Source organism: Pseudorhizobium sp. NPDC055634 (assembly GCF_053618655.1).
Genome location: NZ_JBSHHW010000001.1, coordinates 216,251 through 235,649 on the forward strand (window position 1 = coordinate 216,251; position 19,399 = coordinate 235,649).

Sequence of the window (19,399 nt, forward strand, 5' to 3'; positions counted from 1 at the left end):
CGGCCGCCCCGTCAGGTTGCGGCCGCGGCGATTGCGGGCACGCACCGTTCGCTCATGGTGAACGATGAGGGCCCCTGCGTTCACCCTCGCTGCAAGCCGCTCGGAAGGCAGAACGAAAAAAAGCCCCGGACCTGCCGGGGCTCTTCATCGTTTTTACTGGTTCATCGGCGGCGGCTGGCTGAGGTCCGGCTGCGCCGCGGGCGGGGCCGGTTGCTGCGGGGCCGGCTGCTCTGCTGGCGGCTGCGGTGCCTGTTGCCCCGGCAGCCCCTCGAGCGGCGGCAGTCCGAAGGCCGGCGGAGCCGCGGGCGGGGTAGCAGGTTGCGCCGCCGGTGCGGGTGGCTCCCCGCCGAGGTTGAGCGGCGGGAGGCCGAAGGCGGGCGGTGCCGTGGGCGCGCCACCCGGGGCCGGCTGCCCGCCGATCGGAGGCAGGCCGAGCTGGCCACCCGGGACGCCAAAGCCCGGAATGTCGATCTGGATATTGGCCGGATCGACGGTCGGGTGATCCGTCTTGTAGTGCATCACAAGGCCGGGGAAGAAGATCACCACCATGATCATCACGAACTGGATGACGATATAGGGGAAGACGCCCGTATAGATTTCCGTGGTCTTGACCGCCGGCATCGTCTTGCCCGTCACCTTGTCGACCCACGGCGCCACCGGCGAGATGGAGCGCAGGAAGAACAGCGAGAACCCGAAGGGCGGCGTCAGGAAGGACGTCTGCAGGTTGATGCCGAGGATGATGCCGAACCAGACGAGGTCGATCCCGTGCGCTTCCGCCACCGGCGCCAGCAGCGGCACCATGATGAAGGCGATCTCGAAGAAGTCGAGGAAGCAGCCGAGGATGAAGACGATGATCGTCACGACGATCAGGAAGCCCGTCTCGCCGCCCGGCAGCGCCAGGAGCAGTTCCTCGATCCAGACATTGCCGTTGATGCCGTAGAAGGTGAGGCCGAAGACGCGGGCGCCGATCAGGATCATCATCACGAAGGCGGAAAGCTTCGTCGTGGCGTCGAGCGCGTTCTTGACGGTCGCAAAGCTGAGGCGGCCCTTTGCGAGCGCAAGCACCAGCGCGCCGGTCGCCCCCATCGCACCACCCTCGGTCGGCGTGGCGATGCCGAGGAAGATCGTGCCGAGGACGAGGAAGATCAGCGCCAGCGGCGGGATGAGCACGATGATGACCTGCTCGGCCAGCCGCGAGATCAGCTTCTTCTCGGTGCGGCCGTTGAACAGCGCCACCGCGTAGACGACGCCGACGGAGAAGGCCATGGCCGTCACCTGCTGCCATTCCGGCGACTGGATGCCGGTGAACAGCACGTACATGCCGAGATAGTAGAGCACGACGCCGATCACCATCATGACGACCAGCGAGGTCACGCCGGAGCCGAGCGTGCGGGCTTCGCTCGGCAGCGCCGGCGCCCATTGCGGCTTCACCATGGTGACCGCGAAGATGTAGAGGCAGTAGGCCCCGACGATCAGCAGCGCCGGATAGAGCGCGCCGACATACATGTCGCCGACCGAGCGTCCGAGCTGGTCGGCCATGACGATGAGGACGAGCGACGGCGGGACGATCTGCGCCAGCGTGCCGGAGGCGGCGATCGTGCCGGAAACCAGCGGCCGGTTGTAGCCGTAGCGCATCATGATCGGCAGCGAGATCAGGCCCATGGCCATGACGGAAGCGGCGACGACGCCGGTCGTTGCGCCGAGCAGCGCGCCGACGAGGATGACCGCGTAGGCAAGGCCGCCGCGGATCGGGCCGAACAGCTGGCCGATCGTGTCGAGCAGGTCTTCGGCCATGCGCGACCGCTCCAGGATGATCCCCATGAAGGTGAAGAAGGGGATCGCCAGCAGCGTATCATTGTACATGATGCCGTAGATGCGCTCGGGATGGGACTGCAGGAGCGGCCAGAACAGCCGGATTTCCGGCGAGATGGCGGAAAGCTCCACGCCCAGCACGAAATAGATGAGGCCCCCCGCCGCCAGCGTGAAGGCCACCGGATAACCGAGCAGCAGCAGCAGCATGACGCTGGAGAACATGATCAGCGGAAGATTGTGTGCGATGAAGTCGATCACGCTCAGACCTCCGTCGCGGCCGGCGGCATTTCACCGGTCGTGTCCTCGCGCGGATCCTCGATCCGGCCGGTGACGACGGCAAAGCGCTTGATGATCTCGGAGAAGGCCTGCAGCAGGAGCAGCGAGAAGCCGAGGAGGACGACGAGCTTCGCCGGCCAGATCACCAGGCCGCCCGCATTGGACGAGACCTCCCCGGAATTGAACGACAGCCAGAACCACGGCCAGGCGAGATAGGCCATGAGCGCGGCGAACGGCACGAGGAAGATGATGTGCAGCACGAGGTCGATGATGTCGCGCGTGCGCTTGCTCCAGGTCGAGGAGACGATGTCGATGCGGACATGCTCGTTCTTCAGGAGCGCATAGCCGGCGGCCAGCATGAAGACGGTACCGAAGAGATACCACTGGATTTCCAGCCAGGCATTCGACGAGATATCCAGCGCCTTGCGAAGGATGGCATTGCCGGTGCTGATCAGTACGGCCGCCAGCAGCAGCCATGAGACGGATTTCCCGATGACCGTCGTTACGGCATCGATCGCGCGACTGAGCGCGAGCAGCGCAGCCATGTTTTTCTTCTCCTGTCGAAGCTTGCGGCCGTCGCCACCGCTCTGTTTCGATGGCAAGGTCACGTATGGTCGTCGGCGACCTGTATGTGCTGGAACCGTAAAAAGCAATCGCCCCGCAGGCCCGATGCACTGGTTTTCAAGGCTTCTGCGCCCGTTCCGGGGGAGGATGGCTCTCGCTCGGCGCCGAAAGATGTTAGAGTCCTGCTTCGTCTGCCGCCGTTCACCAGCCAATGGAGAGAGGGTGCGAATTTTCGCGTAAGCGTCTTTGTGTTCTGTTAAGCAAAAACCGAACAAACCCTCGCCTTCCTAGGGGAAGGGCTACCGATTCGGAGAAATCATTTAACTGTCTCGGTCAGGGTGGGGTCGAGACGAGGGGCAACCCATGAGAGCGCAAGACGCAACGACGCTTCCGACGGATGTCTACCTGTCCTTCGTGACGTCGCTGTTTGGAAACCGCGGGACACTGATTACCGGCGTGGTGGTGCATGTCGTCTGGTGCGCTATTGTCTACAGCTATACGAAGTCCAACTTCTATCTCTATGCTGCGGCGGGTTTCCCGCTCGTATTCGCCTACCGTTATTTCGATTTCCTGAAGTTCGACAAGGTCGACAAGACGACCCTGACCCGCAAGGAGATTGCCGGCTGGGAGCGCCGTTATGTCCTCGGGGCGGCGATGACCGCGCTCCTTCTGGGGACGACGAGCGGCCACGGCATGCTGGTCCTCAAGGACAGCTTCGTAGCCTTCACGTGCATCGCCATGACAATGGGGTCGATGATGTCGATCGTCGGCCGCAACTACGGCTCGCGCTACGCCGTGGATTTCCAGACGTTCGGCTGTTGCGTTCCCATCGTCGTGGCCTGCGTGGCGAGCGGCGATACACATCTTGCGGCGATGTCCCTGCTGCTCATACCGTTCGCCCTTACCACCCGCTCCATGGCCACCGGCGTCAGGGAATTTCTCTATGAGAACGTGCTGGCGGCGCGAAAAATCCGCCTGATCGCCAATCGGTTCGACCTCGCGCTCACGACCATCGCACACGGCCTCATCATGCTGGATAGGGATGGCCGGATCGAGGTTGCCAACCGTCGTGCCTGCGACCTGCTGGGCCTGTCCGATGCCGCCGAGATCCAGGGTCTCCCGCTGGTCGGCGTGCTGGAATCCCATAACGGCTACCGCCGCACCAGGGTGGTGAGCGAAGTCCGCCGATTGCTGGGCGGCCACGTGGACCGTACGGTCTTCCAGCTCAAGAAGGGCCTGCACGTTGAATTCTCCGCCAGCCGGCGCGAGGATGGAGGCGTCGTCCTGATTTTCGAGGACGTGAGCGCCCGTATCGATGCGGAAGCGCAGATCCTGCACATGGTCCAGTTCGACGCATTGACGGGACTACGCAACCGGGCGCACTTTGCCGCGATGGCGAGAACCGAACTCGAACGGCGGCCGCCAGACAGCCTCGCCGCTCTCGTCGTGCTGGATGTCGAAGACTTCAAACACGTCAACGACCTGAGGGGCCATGTGGTCGGCGACCGGCTCCTGTCGGCGATCGCATCCCGGCTGTCGGCGCAAGCAGGCCCCGATCTCCTCACCGGGCGACTGGTGGGCGACGAGTTCACCCTTTTCGTGATGGCCGAGGATCGTCCGCAACTGGAGGCCCACGTCCGCAGGGTTCACGAGGAGATCCAGAAGGCCTACCAGCTTCCTGACCTTCGTATCCAGGTCTCCGTCAACAGCGGCGCCATCGCGGCACGCGCAGACCAATTCGACATGGAGACATGGCTGATCAAGGCCGACCTCGCCCTCAGCGACGCGCAGTTGCGGGGCCACGGTTCGCTCTCCTTCTTCCGTCCCGAGATGGATGCCCGCTACGTCGAGGAGCAGAAGCTGCGCGCGGCGTTGCGGCAGGTGGTCTCGGACGAGGGCCTGCATGTGGTCTACCAGCCCATGTACACGCTCGACGGCAGCCGGATCGAATGCATGGAGGCACTGGTACGCTGGGATCATCCCGAAAAGGGTACGATCGCGCCCAACGTCTTCATCCCGATGGCGGAGGAGATGGGCATCATCTCCAGGATCACGCATTTCGTCCTCGAACGCGCAAGCCGCGACTGCGCGGGCTGGGAACAACCGGCCGCCGTCTCCGTCAACCTTTCCGTCCACGACCTCATGACGCCGGACTTCGTGGGCGACGTATTGCGGATACTAGCACGCAACGGCCTGCCGCCGACGCGCCTTCACGTAGAATTGACGGAAAGCTGCTTCATCGACGACCCTGTCGCGGTCAGCGACATCCTGTATCAACTGCGGGAGGAAGGCGTCACGATCGCGATCGATGATTTCGGCACCGGGTTCTCCAGTCTCAGCTACCTGAGCGCCCTGCCGCTCGATATCGTCAAGGTCGATCGGGCTTTCATCCGCGACATCAACCACAATCCGCGACAGACCAAGCTCCTTCGCGGAATCACGCTCTTGTCCCGGGATTTGGGGCTTCAGATCGTGATGGAGGGCGTCGAAACGCAGGAACAGCTCATGCTGATCAGCGACAATCGCTTCGCCGACCTGATCCAGGGTTACGTCTTTGCGCCGCCGGTGGATGCGGATACCGCAGCCGGGATGCTACGCATCGGCAGCCAGCCTCAGGCCCTGAAGGCATCCCGAAAGCGTCTAAAGCCGGTGAAGTGATCCGGGCCGGACGCGTCCAATCCCTAAAATTTTAACCATGTTTGTTAAAATATCGTCTTATCACGACGGTTGATTCTCCGCAGCGAGCAAACTCAGATTAACTTCTCGTTAACGCTGAGGAGAATGCTGTTACATGCATAACAATAATGTCGTTGCGAACGAGCCATTTGGAAAGAAGCTACTCTCCATCCTGGACGCCGTCGAATACCGGCGCATCGAAAGCCAGGAAGATTTTGAAGACATTGCCCGCCTGCGCTACAAGTCCTACCAGGAGCGAGGGGTCCTGCCGCTTTCGGCAAGCAGCATGCTCGACGAGGTCGACTTCGATGACCACGCTTATGTTTTCGGAGTCTATCTCTATGAGGAACTCGTCAGCACCATAAGGGTGCACCACGTGACCCCCTCGCACCGGGTGAGCCAGTCGTCCGGCATATTTCCGGATGCCGTCAACGCCTTCCTCGACGCAGGCATGACGCTGATCGACCCGGCGAGACTCGCCATCGATCCGGAACTGGACGACGAACGCTCAGCACTACCCTTCCTGACCGTAAGGCCGACGATCATGGCCGCGATATATTTCAACGCGGACCGCATGCTCCAGCACATACGCCCCGCCCATTCGGCCTTCTATCGACGCTATTTCTACGCCGATACCGTCGTGCCGCCGACCTTCGCCAGCATCTACGGCTTCGATCTGACGCTGCTCGCGTCACGAACGCGCGAGATCCGGACCCGCCTTATGACGCGCTTTCCGATATACGAATCGCAGGCCTACGAGCGCCGTCTCATGTTCGACCGGTCGCCGCTCAGCGGCACCGCTCCGCTGACCATCCTGCCGACGGCACGGATGGCCTCGCAGCATGCCTTCCCCAACTGACCACCCCTCCGGGGGCCCCTTCCCCACAAGGTGGCATTGCGCTTTGTGGCCGCTTTGTGTAAGGCCAGAATCCGACGAGACCGGCCTCCGGCAATTTGCCCGGGGCCGGTCCGGAAGGTTTCAGTGACCGCACCGAAAAGGTGGACGGATCGGTCGAATCAGGGAGACGACGAATGGACAACCACAACAGCGCTCCAGTCGAGACGGGTGCTTCCATGGACTATGCGGAGCACGAGCAGACCTACAACATGTTCCTCTCGCTGACCAAGTGGGGCACCATGTGCCTGGTGGTTCTGATGATCGCCATGGCGGCCGGCTTCTTCGGCGGCCTGGGCTTCTTCGGCGCCCTCATTGTCTTCCTCGTCCTCAACGCCGCCGGCGCCTTCCTGCTTCGCTGATTCCTCCGTCGACATGATCGCGGGACAGGTATGGTCTTCATGCCTGTCGGGGGCACGGATGTGAGGGGTATTTTATGACAAGAACTATTTTCGTTCCTCGCGAAGGGGCAGGCGAGGAACGGGTTGCCGCCTCGCCGGACACGGTGAAGCGGCTTTCCGCCATGGGCTTCCTGGTCGTCGTCGAGGCAGGCGCCGGAACGGCGTCGGGCATCCTCGACGCCGACTTCGAGGCGGCAGGCGCACGCATCGGCCGGGCCGCCGACGCCGCGACCGCGGACGTGATCCTCAAGGTCAACCGGCCGACCTCGGCCGAGATCGCCGGCTATCGGTCCGGTGCCGCCGTCTTCGCCACCATGGACCCCTACGGCAACGAGGCGGCCCTTGCGGAAATGGCGCGTGCAGGCCTCACCGCCTTCGCCATGGAACTCATGCCGCGCATCACCCGCGCCCAGACCATGGACGTGCTTTCCTCGCAGGCCAACCTTGCCGGCTACCGCGCCGTCATCGACGCGACGCATGAATATGGCCGCGCCATGCCGATGATGATGACCGCCGCCGGCACCGTTCCGGCCGCCAAGGTCTTCGTGATGGGCGCAGGCGTCGCCGGGCTGCAGGCAATCGCCACCGCCCGCCGTCTCGGCGCCGTGGTCTCGGCGACCGACGTCCGTCCCGCCGCCAAGGAACAGGTCGCCTCGCTCGGCGCCAAGTTCATCGCCGTAGAGGACGACGAGTTCAAGGCCGCCGAAACCGCGGGCGGCTATGCCAAGCAGATGTCGGAAGCCTATCAGGCCAAGCAGGCGGCCCTGGTGGCAGACCATATCGCCAAGCAGGACATCGTCATCACCACCGCCCTCATTCCCGGCCGGCCGGCCCCGCGTCTCGTCACGCGCGCCATGCTCGCCGCCATGAAGCCGGGCTCCGTCGCCGTCGACCTCGCGGTCGAGCGGGGCGGCAATATCGAGGGCTCCGTCAAGGGATCGATCGCCACGGTCGAGGGCGTCCGGGTCATCGGCTATGCCAACGTGCCTGGCCGCGTCGCGGCCTCCGCGTCCGCTCTCTATGCCAAGAACCTCTTCGCCTTCCTGGAAACCATGGTCTCCAAGGAAAGCAAGGAATTCGCGATCAACCCGGACGATGAACTGGTCAAGGCGACCATGCTGACCCATGGCGGCCAGGTGATTCATCCCGCCTTCGCCGAGGCGGAAGCATCGGTTGCGGCCCCGGCATCGCCCGCCCGCAGCAAGCCGGCCAAGGCCGAGGCTCCGGCCTCCGGCCAAGCCGAAGCGGACAAGCCGAAGCGGACGCGCAAGAAGGCCGAGGCGGCAACGCCGGACAAGAAAGAGGGGCTGTGATGGCGAGCGAGATTATGAATTCGGCTCTTGACCGCCTCGACCAGGCGGTCGAGGCGGTCCGGGTTGCGGCGGAACAGGCCCCCGAGGCGGTCGCGCAGGCGGCCCACGGCGTGTCCGGCGGCGCGATCGATCCCTTCGTCTTCAGGCTGGCGATCTTCGTTTTGTCGATCTTCGTCGGCTATTACGTCGTCTGGTCGGTGACGCCTGCGCTCCACACGCCGCTGATGGCCGTCACCAATGCCATTTCGTCGGTCATCGTGGTCGGCGCGCTCCTGGCCGTCGGCATCTCGGCGAGCGGCTTTGCCACCAGCTTCGGCTTCGTGGCGCTGGTCCTCGTCTCCGTGAACATCTTCGGCGGCTTCCTGGTGACCAGCCGGATGCTCGCCATGTACAAGAAAAAAGATCGCTGAGGGTCCTGAACAATGTCACAGAACCTTGCAGCCTTCCTCTACCTCGTCTCCGGCGTGCTGTTCATCATGGCGCTGCGCGGCCTGTCGCATCCGACGACGAGCCGTCAGGGCAATGTCTACGGCATGGTCGGCATGGGCATCGCCATCGGCACGACGCTTCTCCTGGCGACCCCGAGCTTCACCGGACTCGCGCTGATCGTCCTGGCGCTCGCCATCGGTGGCGGTGCCGGCGCCTATATCGCCCGCACCATTCCGATGACGGCCATGCCGCAGCTGGTGGCGGGCTTCCACTCGCTGGTCGGCCTCGCCGCCGTCATGGTGGCTGCGGCCGCCCTTTATGACCCGGTCTCCTTCGGCATCGGCGACGTGGGCCAGATCCACGGCCAGGCACTGATCGAGATGGCGCTCGGCGCGGCGATCGGCGCGATCACCTTCACCGGCTCGGTCATCGCCTACCTGAAGCTCGACGGGCGCATGTCCGGCAAGCCGATCCTCCTGCCCTTCCGGCACATGATCAACATCGGCCTGCTGGTGGCGATCGTGGTGCTGATCGTCGCGCTGACGCAGACCGAGAGCCACACCCAGTTCTGGCTGATCGTCATCCTGTCGCTGGCGCTCGGCGTCCTCCTCATCGTCCCGATCGGCGGCGCCGACATGCCCGTCGTCGTGTCGATGCTGAACTCCTATTCCGGCTGGGCCGCGGCCGGCATCGGCTTCACACTCGGCAACCTGGCGCTGATCATCACCGGCGCGCTGGTCGGCTCCTCGGGCGCGATCCTGTCCTACATCATGTGCAAGGGCATGAACCGCTCCTTCATCTCGGTCATCCTCGGCGGCTTCGGCGGCGAGGCGGCAACGGCCGGCGCCGACGACGGCGTGCAGCGGACCGTGAAGCAGGGTTCGGCCGACGACGCCGCCTTCCTGATGCAGAACGCCGAGAAGGTGATCATCGTGCCGGGCTACGGCATGGCGGTGGCCCAGGCGCAGCACGCCCTTCGCGAGCTCGCCGATACGCTGAAGGAACACGGCGTCGAGGTGAAGTACGCGATCCATCCCGTCGCCGGCCGCATGCCGGGACACATGAACGTGCTGCTCGCCGAGGCCAATGTCCCCTATGACGAGGTCTTCGAGCTGGAAGACATCAATGCCGAGTTCGCCCAGGCGGACGTGGCCTATGTCATCGGCGCCAACGACGTCACCAATCCGGCGGCGCGCGACGACAAGACCTCGCCGATCTACGGCATGCCGATCCTCGACGTCGACAAGGCCAAGACCTGCCTCTTCGTCAAGCGCTCGCTCGGCTCCGGCTATGCCGGTATCGACAACACGCTGTTCTACAAGGACGGCACGATGATGCTGCTCGGCGACGCCAAGAAGATGACCGAGGACATCGTCAAGGCGATGAAGCACTAGACCGAACGAACGAAAGCCCGGCCAGCGCCGGGCTTTCTGCTTTGTGGCCCCTGCATTTCAAACGAAGAAGGCCCGGATCCTGTGATCCGGGCCTTCTTCTTTTCCCGCCGTCCTGCGGCGCTCAGAGCTTGGCGTTGCGCTGCTGGATCATCATGAAGGTGTCGAACGTGTATTCCGACAGCTGCATCCACAGATAGCCTTCCTTCTTGAAGGCGACCTGGTCCTCGTAGATCTTCCGGAACCACTCGTTGGAAGCGGTCAGCTCGGCATAGACCTGCTGCGCGGCGTTGAAGCAGGCCTCGAGGATTTCCTGGCTGAACGGGCGCAGGATCGTGCCGTCGGCGACGAGCTGCTTGACCGCGCCCGGGTTCTTGGCGTCGTACTTCGCCATCATGCTGGTATTGGCATAGGCGCAGGCATCGGTCAGCGCTGCCTGGTAGTTCTTGGGCAGGTTGTTCCACTGGTCGAGATTGACGAAGGAGTGGATGACCGGGCCGCCTTCCCAGAAGGCAGGGTAATAGTAGTACTTGGCGACCTTGTAGAAGCCGAGCTTCTGGTCGTCATAGGGACCGACCCACTCGGCCGCATCGATCGTGCCCTTCTCGAGAGCGGGATAGATGTCGCCGCCGGCGATCTGCTGCGGCACGACGCCCAGCTTCTCGACGACCTTGCCGGCAAGCCCGGCGATGCGCATCTTGACGCCCCTGAAGTCGTCGACCGTGTTGATCTCCTTGCGGAACCAGCCGCCCATCTGGGCGCCGGTATTGCCGGAGATCATGCCGTAGAGACCATGGGTCGCGTAGAACTCGTTGAGGAGCTTGTTGCCATTGCCCTCGTAGAACCAGGAATTGGTCAGGCGGGCGTTGAGGCCGAACGGGATCGCGGTGCCGATCGCGAAGGTCGGATCCTTGCCGACATAGTAGTAGGAGCAGGTATGGCACATCTCGACCGTACCGGCGCTGACGGCGTCGGCAGCCTGGAGGCCGGGGACGATTTCACCGGCCGCGAAGGGCTGGATGACGAAGTTGCCGCCCGTGGCATCGGAAACGCGGCGTGCGATGTCCTCGGCGCCGCCATAGATGGTGTCGAGCGACTTCGGGAACGAAGACGTCAGACGCCAGGTGATCTTCGGATTTTCCTGGGCAATGGCCGGGGCCGCCAGCGCCGTGGCCGCGGCCGCGCCGGCCCCCGTTACTGCCGCCCTCCTGAAGAATGAACGACGATCCATGTATTACCTCCCAAAAAGACAAAACCGCTGGGAAGGTCTTCTTCCCATCTCCCCGGTTAGCCGCGGAGGTAACCATGTCCCCTTCGGACGCGCAAGTATCGCCGCGCCTATTCATTGGTTGCGTATGACATTTTACTAGGGTGATCTGTCCGAGACACAGTCGGCAGTCAATCCCGGAAGGGTCCCCACGGCGGCATCCGTCCCGGCGGATCGGCCTGCGTCAGCCGGACTGCTTGACAGCGGGGACAATCCGGCGCCAGAAATCCCCGCAGTTCCGGAGACCGTAAATGTCCAAGCCGATCGTTGCCCTGCCCGCCGACATCCGCCACTTCGATGGCACCGACTGGCACGCCACGCCGAACCAGTACGTCAGGGCGGCCCTCAAGGTGGCGGACGTGATGACCTTCATCATCCCCGCCTTCGAGGACGGCAACGATGCCGACGCGATCCTCGACCGGGTCGACGGCCTTCTCGTCTCGGGCTCCGCCTCCAATGTCCATCCCTCGCTCTACGGCAAGGAAGCGACGGACGTGGACGGGCCCTACGACATGGCCCGCGACGCGACCTCCCTGCCCCTCATCCGCCGCGCCATCGAGCGCGGCATCCCGCTACTCGCCATCTGCCGCGGGCTGCAGGAACTGAACGTCGCGCTGGGCGGGACGCTTGCAAGCGAGATACAGGAACAGCCGGGCATCTGGGACCACCGCAAGCCGCCCGTGCCGGAGCGCGACCACATGTACGCCATCCGCCAGCCGGTCTTCGTGCGCGAGGGCAGTTGCATAGCCCGCCATCTGGGCCTGTCTGGCGAGGTGCAGATCAATTCCCTGCACCGCCAGGCAATCGCCGAGACGGCGCCGCGGCTGGCGGTCGAGGCGACGGCGGAGGACGGGACGATCGAGGCGGTTTCGGTGATCGACGCCAAGGGCTTCGCCGTCGGCGTGCAGTGGCACCCGGAATACTGGGCCGAGACGGATGCCCCGTCCCGCGCCCTCTTCGAGGCATTCGGAAAGGCGGTGCGGGACTATGCCGCGACCCGCCGGCCGGACGCGCCTCCCGCGACCCTTGCCGCCGCTATCCGCCAGGCGGGCGCGGCGGCGAAGTAGTCGGTCAGGCCTGGACGGGGGTTTCCGGAACCGGCGTCAGCACCTTGCGTTCGCGGAACCAGCCGACGAGATTGTCGACGACCAGGTCGGCCATGGCGTTGCGCGTCGGCACCGAGGCCGAGGCCACATGCGGCAGCAGGCAGGCATTCGGAAGGTCGAGCAGCGCCTGCGGGACATTCGGTTCGTCGTAGAAGACATCCAGCCCGGCAGCGGCGATGGTACCGGTGCGGAGCGCATCGGCGAGCGCCTCCTCGTCGACGCTCGTGCCCCGCCCGACATTGACGAAGACGCCGTTCGGGCCGAGCGCGGAGAATATCTCGGAGGTGAAGATCTTGTGGGTCGCGGCCGTGCCGGGCACGATCGAGATCAGTGTGTCCACCTCCTCGGCCATGGCCTTCAGCGACGGATAATAGGTGTAGTGCAACCCCTCCTTGCGGGTGCGGGTATGGTAGCCGATCCTGACCTTGAAGGGCTCGAGCCGCTTGGCGATCTCCATGCCGATCCGGCCGAGGCCGAGGATGCCCACCGTGCGCCCCCGCAAGGACAGCGGCGTCAGCGGATAGGGCCCCTCGCTCTTCCAGCGTCCCTCGCGAAGATAGGTTTCCGCGCGAGGATACTGGCGGATCGTGTTGAGAAGCAGCGCGATCGTCGTATCGGCGACTTCGTCGTTTAGGACGTCCGGCGTATGCGTGACGATGATGCCGCGCTCCACGGCCTTCTTCGTGTCCACCCCGTCATAGCCGACGCCGAAGTTGGAGACGACTTCCAGGTTCGGCAGCCTTTCGATCCAGCTGTTGTCCAGCGCACCGGAAACGGCCACGCCCCGGATCCTGTCGCGGAGGCCGGCGTCGATGTCGGTCGCCGGACCCATCGGGACGGCGACGATCTCGAAGCTTTCCTTCAGGCGCTCGAGGACGCGCGGATGGATGCGGCCGGGAACGAGTATGGCAACGGGCTGCTGGGACATGCTGTTTGTTTTCCTTCGACTTCAGCTGCGGGGTCGGTAGATGCCGGTGGACTGGCGGATGCGCATCTCCGGCTTGATGAGGTGGATGCCGTCCGGCTCGTGGCTGCCGGCAAGACGGTCGAGGAGCGCGCGCGCCGCAAGCCGGCCCACCTCGCTCTGGCCGTTCCAGACCGTGGTCAGCGCCGGCATGGCGATCGAGGCTTCCTCCAGGTCGTCATAGCCGGTGACGGAGATGTCCACGCCGGGCACCAGTCCCGCACGGGCGATGCCGTTCATCAGGCCGATGGCGACGAGGTCGTTCCAGCAGACCGCCGCGGTCGGTTTCTGCGGCAGCGACAGGAAATGCACCGCCGCCTCGAACCCGCCCTGCTTGGAGCGGGGGCCGGGAATGCGCAGGTTCGGATCGACCGCGATGCCTGCCTTGCGCAACGCGTTGACATAACCCTGGTAGCGGTCGCGGCCGGTCGAGGTCTGGTCCGTGCCGCCGATCATGGCGATGACCCGGTGGCCGAGCCCGATGAGATGGTTGGTGGCAAGCGAAATGCCGTAGCTGTCGTCGCCGCGATACATCGGCAGGCTGACGCCCTCCATCGACCGCGCGACGAGGATCGCCGGCATGCCGTTGGCCTCGGCGAGCTTGACGTCCTCCACCGGCGTTCCGATCGCGGGCGACATGATCACCCCGTCGCCGCCCAGCTGCAGCAGCGTCTCGATGAACGTCCGCTGCTTCTCGACGGAATCGTAGTGGTTGGAGAGAATGAAAGTCTGGCCGCTGCGGTCGAGTTCGCTCTCGATGGCCTTCAGGATTTCCCCGTAGAACGGGTTCATGATGTCGTGCACCACGACGCCGACGATGCCGGACCGGGAGGTCCTGAGGCTCGCGGCGCGACGATTGTAGATATAGCCGAGCGCGCGCGCCTGCTCCTTGATCTTCTCGCGGGTATCCGCCGCCACCAGGGGGCTGTCACGCAGGGCGAGAGAAATGGTCGCGGTGGAGAGGCCGAGGCTTTCGGCAATCGTCGACAGCTTGATCTTTTGCGCCACGTCCCCTCCGGCCAGGCAAGTACCGGCTCGGGCCGGATTTAAAATCTTTAAATAATTAAATCCGAGATCGCAACTGCCCGGCGAGAGCGTTCCAACAACTTATTCGGGGGCCTGCAGGGGGGCATGCAGCGGGGCATGCAGGTTGTCGTCGAGCGCCCGCAGGAGCCGCATCAGCGTGCGGATTTCCTTGCCCGAGAAATCCCTGAGCGCAAGCTCGCCGCAGGCCGCGACGCTCTGCTCGATCCGCGCGACGCTCGCCCGGCCGGCGTCGGTGAGGAACACTTTCGTCAGGCGCCCGTCCTCGCCGTCATCGCCGCGGCGCACGAAGCCCTGCGCCTCCATGCGTCCGATCGTGCGGGTCATGGTGGGGGCCTTGACGCCGAGATGGGCCGCGAGCTGGCCGGCCGTCAGGCCGTCTTCCTCCGCAAGCGCGAGGATCACGCCATCCTGCCCCGCGTAGAGACCGCTTTCGGCAAGGCTGCGGCTGAGCGCGGTACGCAGCGAGCGGGCGGCCTGGGTGAGCCCGGCCGCAAGATCGGCCGGAGCGAAGGCTTCCGCATCCTTTTTCTTGCCGTCCTTGCTCTTCTTGCCGTCCTTCTTCTTGGCCATCTGCCCTTCCCGCTTCCGTGCCCACGCCGGCACGGCTATAGACTTCGGTCCATGCATAGCGAAACGAGGGATGGACCGCCAGATGCCTCACCCACGGCCGCAATTCGCCGACAACGAGAAGACCCTTTCGCCGGCGGAGCGCAGCGACTGGATCGCCGTCCTGCCGCTCGGCGCCCATGAGCAGCACGGGCCCCACCTTCCCTTCGAGACCGATACCCTCATCGCGGCCGGGATCGTCGACCGGCTGGTCCAGGCCCTCCCCCCTCGTCTTCCGGTCACCTTTCTGCCCACGGAGCCGGTCGGCTACTCGATCGAGCACATGGATGTTGCCGGAACGAGAACCCTTTCGTTCGATGAGGCGGTGACGCGGTGGCTCAGGATCGCCGAGGACCTGCACCGCCAGGGCATCCGCAAGTTCGTGATGCTGAACGCCCATGGCGGCAATGCGCCGCTGATGACCATCGTCGCCACCGAGGCGCGCATCCGCTTCAACATGCTGGCCGTGGCCACGAGCTGGACGCGCTTCGGCCTGCCCGAGGGCCTGATCGCGCCGGAAGACAGGGCGATCGACATCCACGGCGGCGACATCGAGACCTCGGTCATGCTGGCGCTCCATCCGGACCGGGTGGACATGGCGAGGGCGCAGGCCTTCACCTCCCGGCAGGCGGAATTCGCCCGCCGCTTCCGGCATCTCCGCGCCTACGGCCCGCATGCCTTCGGCTGGAGGATGTCCGACCTCAACCCGCAAGGCGTCGCCGGAAACGCGGCCGCCGCGACCGCGGAGAAGGGCGAGGCGATCCTCGGCCACGCGGTCAAGGGCATCGTGGAACTGCTGGAGGACGTGGCGGCCTTCGATGTGGCGGAGCTGGGGTAGGTCCGCGTTGCGAACGGCTACACAATCGGTTATCCTTTTACTACACAAGGAGGCGCCGATGACGTTGAACATCCGGAACAAGCAGGCGGATGCCTTGGCGCGCGAACTGGCGGAACTCGACCGCACGACGATCACCGATGCAATCGTAACTGCCCTGCGTGAAGCGATTGCCGCCCGGCTCAGGAACGAGACCCCGCGCGATACCGCCAGGAGGATATTGGCAAAACGTGGCCTTGCCTTCAGGCCCGGTCGGCGTCCCGCCGACCCCGAAGCGTTTCACGATCTCGACCACCCACTGGATTCCGACTGATGTTCGTCGATGCCTGCGCGATCGTGGCGTTGATGGCCGGTGAAGAGACCGCCGATGCCTACGAAGAGGCCCTGGTTGCGGCCGCGTCGCCCTTCACCTCGGCGCTCGCCGCCTGGGAGGCCATCATCATCCTTTCGCGTCCGGACCAGCTTGACTGCAGTTACCGGGAGGCAGAGGGAGCGGTGCTCGAATGGCTGGACGACCGGCAGATCATGCTGACGGAAACGGGAATGCCGCGCGAGATACTGCAGCACGCCGTCGCTGTGGCCGAGACGCATGGAATTGGCCGTCGGTACCTGAGCAACTTCGACTGCTTCCACTACGCCCACGCAAAGGTGACGGGACAGCCGATGCTGACGACGGACCGCCTGCTGCGCGAGACGGACATCGACACCCGCCCCTGACCCCAAACGTCACCTTATAACATTCAAAACCCTTTGAACTGCTCCCGGCTTGCCCTTATATCAGGCCGACACCCTTTCCCGCCGATGCGGCGCCGGAACATCCTTCGAGGTTCTCCATGACCGATACGACCACCATCAAGCCCGTTCCCGTCACCGTCCTTACCGGCTATCTCGGCGCCGGCAAGACGACGCTCCTCAACCGCATCCTGTCGGAGAGCCACGGCAAGAAATATGCGGTCATCGTCAACGAGTTCGGCGAGATCGGCATCGACAACGACCTGATCGTGGAATCCGACGAGGAGATCTACGAGATGAACAACGGCTGCGTCTGCTGCACGGTTCGCGGCGACCTGATCCGCGTCGTCGAGGGCCTGATGCGACGCCCCGGCCGCTTCGACGGGATCATCGTCGAGACGACCGGCCTCGCCGACCCCGTTCCGGTGGCGCAGACCTTCTTCATGGACGATGACGTCAGGGCAAAGACCGAGCTCGACGCGGTCGTCGCGCTGGTCGATGCCAAGCACCTGCCGCTACGGCTGAAGGACAGCCGCGAGGCCGAGGACCAGATCGCCTTCGCCGATGTCGTCGTCATCAACAAGACCGACCTCGTGACGCCGGAAGAACTGGCGCAGGTGGAGGACGTCGTGCGGGCGATCAATCCCGGCGCGCGCATCTACAAGACGAGCCGCTCCGGCGTCGATCTCGCGAAGGTGCTGGACCAGGGCGCGTTCAACCTGGAGCGGGCGCTGGAAAACGACCCGCAGTTCCTGGACCACGGCCACGAGGACCATGTCTGCGGACCGGATTGCGACCACGATCACGGCCATCATCATCACCATCATGACCACGATCACCATCATCACGACCACGACCACAACCACGATCACGGGCACCACCACCACGCGCCCTCGCCCATCCACGACGTGACGGTGAAGTCGATTTCGCTGCGCGGCGGAGAGATGAACCCCGACCGGTTCTTCCCGTGGATCCAGAAGATCACCCAGACGGACGGCCCCAACATCCTGCGCCTCAAGGGCATCATCGCCTTCAAGGGCGATGCAGAGCGCTACGTGGTGCAGGGCGTCCACATGATCGTCGAGGGCGACCACCAGCGTCCGTGGAAGGACGGCGAGAAGCGTGAATCCCGCCTCGTCTTCATCGGCCGCGATCTCGACGTCGAGAAGATCGAGAAGAGCTTCAAGGCCTGCGAGGCGACGCCTGCCTGATGCCGACAGTCGCTCCCCTTGATCTCGAAGGTCACGTCGTCGCCGCTCATTTCCTGGGTGAAGTCCCGCTCTTCGCAACCGCCGCCGGCACCATCCACCGTCTCGACGGCGGGGAGAAGGTGACGGAGGCGCACGAGGGGCTGCTGACCTGCATCCGCGACCCCCATAGCCCGACGCTATTGACCGGCGGCGAGGACGGCAAGGTCCTGCGCATCGCTCAGGACGGCACGGTGACGCAAATCGCCGAAGCGCCGCGCAAGTGGATCGCCGCCGTGGCCGGAGGCCCGCAGGGCGCCGTCGGCTATGCGCACGGACGCAACGGCTTCGTCCGGCTCTCCGACGGTTCCACCAGGGAATTTTCCGAAGAGAGGACGGTCGAAGGCCTCGCCTTTGCGCCGAAGGGCCTGCGGATCGCCGCCGCCCGCTATAACGGCGTCACCCTGCACTGGGTCGGCACCAACGGTGCGCCCGCCGATCTCGAGTGGAAGGGCGCCCATACGGGCGTGACCTTCTCCCCGGACGGCCGCTTCCTCGTCACCACCATGCAGGAAAATGCCCTGCACGGCTGGAAGCTCGACGGCAAGCCCGGCGAAGCCCGCCACATGCGCATGACCGGCTACCCGGCCAAGGTGAAGTCGCTCTCCTGGTCAGTGAAGGGCAAGTGGCTTGCCTCCTCCGGGGCGCCGGCCGCGATCGTCTGGCCCTTCTCGGCCAAGGACGGCCCGATGGGCAAGGCGCCGCTCGAGCTCGGCACCCGCGCCGACATCATGGTCACCCAGGTCGCCTTCCATCCGGCCGAGGAAGTCCTCGCCATCGGCTTCATCGACGGCATGATCCTCGGCGTCCGCATCGCCGACGGCAAGGAGGCGCTTCTGCGCCGCCCCGGCAAGGGCGCCATCACCGGCATGGGCTGGAGCGCCACGGGCAAGCTCCTCGCCTTCGGCTCGGAAGCCGGCGACTGCGGCGTCATCGACATTTCGGCCTGAGCCCGTGATCCCCTGGACCCTCATCGATACCGCGACGGTACCCGGCGGCGGCGAGGAGCTCCGCCTCAAGCGGCGCGGCTCCGAATTCTCCATCATGCTCGGCGCCAACGAGCTGATGAACAGCCGCCTTTCCGGCTCCGAGGAGGCGCTCGCGCGCCTTTCCATCGACAAGATCCGCGACCGTAAGCGGCCGGTGATCCTGATCGGCGGGCTCGGCATGGGCTTCACGCTCCGCGCAGCGCTCGCCGAACTGCCGCAGGAGGCGAGCGTCGTCGTCGCCGAACTCGTCCCGGCGGTGATCCGCTGGGCGAAGGGCGAGATGGCGGACGTCTTCAAGGGCTGCCTAGACGATCCCCGGGTCACGATCATGGAGGCGGATGTCGGCGAACTGATCCGCCGTGACAGGAGCGTCTATGACGCCATCCTGCTGGATGTCGACAACGGTCCGGAAGCGCTTACCCGCGAAGAGAACGACCGCATCTACGACGCCGGCGGGCTGGGTGCGGCGAAGAACGCGCTGCGGCCCAGAGGCGTCCTCTCCGTCTGGTCTTCCGCCCCCGATTCCCGCTTTACGCGCCGGATGCAATCTTCAGGCTTTACGGTCGAGGAAGTGCCGACGCGTGCCAGCACCAGGGGACGCGGCGCAAAGCACATGATCTGGCTGGGCGTGAAGCAGGACCGCTAGCGGCCATCAGCCAACACGAGGCCAGCGCAAACGGCCGCGCTGGAAAATTCCGCGACGGGACGAGAGGTGGGCAGGCAGCCGGTATCGAGGGTATTGGTTGGTCAGGTTTGCCGCCTGCCCGGTCGCTTCCGGTTTTTCCCGAAAATCCGGATGAAGGTGGGGCGCCCCTTTTCCGGAGCTTCGGGTGGGGACCGGCCTGACGC

General features: G+C 64.8%; 19 protein-coding genes. 13 read left to right on the forward strand and 6 right to left on the reverse strand.

The genetic code is table 11. The features are described from left to right. Window positions 1-153: 153 nt before the first annotated feature. Complete coding sequence (locus tag ACWGPT_RS01115) at window positions 154-2,070, reverse strand: TRAP transporter large permease (RefSeq protein ID WP_452603725.1); 1,917 nt, start codon at window positions 2,068-2,070, stop codon at window positions 154-156. Window positions 2,071-2,072: 2 nt separating this feature from the next. Further along, window positions 2,073-2,633: a TRAP transporter small permease subunit gene (locus ACWGPT_RS01120; protein ID WP_452603726.1), complete on the reverse strand. Its 561-nt coding sequence runs from the start codon at window positions 2,631-2,633 to the stop codon at window positions 2,073-2,075. Between the two features lie 382 nt (window positions 2,634-3,015). Here ACWGPT_RS01120 and ACWGPT_RS01125 point away from each other — a divergent pair, with 382 nt between their 5' ends. From ACWGPT_RS01125 to ACWGPT_RS01150, 6 genes are all read left to right on the forward strand, one after another. Next, window positions 3,016-5,310: a putative bifunctional diguanylate cyclase/phosphodiesterase gene (locus ACWGPT_RS01125; protein ID WP_452603727.1), complete on the forward strand. Its 2,295-nt coding sequence runs from the start codon at window positions 3,016-3,018 to the stop codon at window positions 5,308-5,310. 133 nt (window positions 5,311-5,443) lie between these two features. Beyond that, complete coding sequence (locus ACWGPT_RS01130) at window positions 5,444-6,187, forward strand: N-acyl amino acid synthase FeeM domain-containing protein (RefSeq protein ID WP_452603728.1); 744 nt, start codon at window positions 5,444-5,446, stop codon at window positions 6,185-6,187. 173 nt (window positions 6,188-6,360) lie between these two features. Further along, window positions 6,361-6,585 (forward strand): aa3-type cytochrome c oxidase subunit IV, encoded by a 225-nt coding sequence (locus ACWGPT_RS01135; protein ID WP_452603729.1) that lies wholly within the window; start codon window positions 6,361-6,363, stop codon window positions 6,583-6,585. A gap of 74 nt (window positions 6,586-6,659) precedes the next feature. Further along, the gene (locus ACWGPT_RS01140; RefSeq protein WP_452603730.1) at window positions 6,660-7,937 is read left to right on the forward strand and encodes a Re/Si-specific NAD(P)(+) transhydrogenase subunit alpha; all 1,278 of its coding nucleotides are present in this window, start codon (window positions 6,660-6,662) and stop codon (window positions 7,935-7,937) included. Further along, window positions 7,937-8,347 (forward strand): NAD(P) transhydrogenase subunit alpha, encoded by a 411-nt coding sequence (locus tag ACWGPT_RS01145; protein ID WP_452603731.1) that lies wholly within the window; start codon window positions 7,937-7,939, stop codon window positions 8,345-8,347. The genes ACWGPT_RS01140 and ACWGPT_RS01145 overlap by 1 nt, the downstream gene beginning before the upstream one ends. Window positions 8,348-8,359: 12 nt before the next feature. Beyond that, entirely contained in the window at window positions 8,360-9,760 is a 1,401-nt protein-coding gene (locus ACWGPT_RS01150; protein WP_452603732.1) for an NAD(P)(+) transhydrogenase (Re/Si-specific) subunit beta, read from the forward strand. A gap of 121 nt (window positions 9,761-9,881) precedes the next feature. On the opposite strand, the gene ACWGPT_RS01155 is transcribed toward ACWGPT_RS01150, so the two are convergent. Next, window positions 9,882-10,988 carry a TRAP transporter substrate-binding protein gene (locus tag ACWGPT_RS01155; protein WP_452603733.1) on the reverse strand — a complete coding sequence of 369 codons (1,107 nt, stop codon included), beginning with the start codon at window positions 10,986-10,988 and terminating at the stop codon, window positions 9,882-9,884. A gap of 287 nt (window positions 10,989-11,275) precedes the next feature. Between ACWGPT_RS01155 and ACWGPT_RS01160 the strand changes: the two genes are divergently transcribed. Next, window positions 11,276-12,091 carry a gamma-glutamyl-gamma-aminobutyrate hydrolase family protein gene (locus tag ACWGPT_RS01160; protein WP_452603734.1) on the forward strand — a complete coding sequence of 272 codons (816 nt, stop codon included), beginning with the start codon at window positions 11,276-11,278 and terminating at the stop codon, window positions 12,089-12,091. Between the two features lie 4 nt (window positions 12,092-12,095). Here the strand turns inward: ACWGPT_RS01160 and ACWGPT_RS01165 are convergent, their stop codons facing one another. From ACWGPT_RS01165 to ACWGPT_RS01175, 3 genes are all read right to left on the reverse strand, one after another. Beyond that, window positions 12,096-13,058: a 2-hydroxyacid dehydrogenase gene (locus ACWGPT_RS01165; protein WP_452603735.1), complete on the reverse strand. Its 963-nt coding sequence runs from the start codon at window positions 13,056-13,058 to the stop codon at window positions 12,096-12,098. Between the two features lie 21 nt (window positions 13,059-13,079). Continuing rightward, window positions 13,080-14,102: a LacI family DNA-binding transcriptional regulator gene (locus ACWGPT_RS01170; RefSeq protein ID WP_452603736.1), complete on the reverse strand. Its 1,023-nt coding sequence runs from the start codon at window positions 14,100-14,102 to the stop codon at window positions 13,080-13,082. Between the two features lie 99 nt (window positions 14,103-14,201). After that, complete coding sequence (locus ACWGPT_RS01175) at window positions 14,202-14,711, reverse strand: MarR family winged helix-turn-helix transcriptional regulator (protein ID WP_452603737.1); 510 nt, start codon at window positions 14,709-14,711, stop codon at window positions 14,202-14,204. A gap of 82 nt (window positions 14,712-14,793) precedes the next feature. On the opposite strand from ACWGPT_RS01175, the gene ACWGPT_RS01180 reads away from it, so the two are divergent. The 6 genes from ACWGPT_RS01180 to ACWGPT_RS01205 all read left to right on the forward strand — a co-directional run bounded on the left by ACWGPT_RS01180 (window position 14,794) and on the right by ACWGPT_RS01205 (window position 19,196). After that, entirely contained in the window at window positions 14,794-15,585 is a 792-nt protein-coding gene (locus tag ACWGPT_RS01180; RefSeq protein ID WP_452603738.1) for a creatininase family protein, read from the forward strand. A 58-nt stretch (window positions 15,586-15,643) separates the two neighbouring features. After that, window positions 15,644-15,895: a type II toxin-antitoxin system VapB family antitoxin gene (locus tag ACWGPT_RS01185; protein WP_452603739.1), complete on the forward strand. Its 252-nt coding sequence runs from the start codon at window positions 15,644-15,646 to the stop codon at window positions 15,893-15,895. Next, a complete protein-coding gene (locus ACWGPT_RS01190) occupies window positions 15,895-16,299 on the forward strand; it encodes a type II toxin-antitoxin system VapC family toxin (protein ID WP_452603740.1) in 405 nt (134 codons plus the stop codon). The genes ACWGPT_RS01185 and ACWGPT_RS01190 overlap by 1 nt, the downstream gene beginning before the upstream one ends. 116 nt (window positions 16,300-16,415) lie before the next feature. Continuing rightward, entirely contained in the window at window positions 16,416-17,525 is a 1,110-nt protein-coding gene (locus ACWGPT_RS01195) for a CobW family GTP-binding protein (protein WP_452603741.1), read from the forward strand. Further along, the gene (locus tag ACWGPT_RS01200) at window positions 17,525-18,511 is read left to right on the forward strand and encodes a WD40 repeat domain-containing protein (protein ID WP_452603742.1); all 987 of its coding nucleotides are present in this window, start codon (window positions 17,525-17,527) and stop codon (window positions 18,509-18,511) included. Before ACWGPT_RS01195 ends, ACWGPT_RS01200 begins: the two co-directional genes overlap by 1 nt. 4 nt (window positions 18,512-18,515) lie before the next feature. Continuing rightward, on the forward strand, window positions 18,516-19,196 hold the full coding sequence (locus ACWGPT_RS01205) for a spermidine synthase (protein ID WP_452603743.1): 681 nt from the start codon (window positions 18,516-18,518) through the stop codon (window positions 19,194-19,196). The last annotated feature ends 203 nt before the right edge of the window (window positions 19,197-19,399 follow it).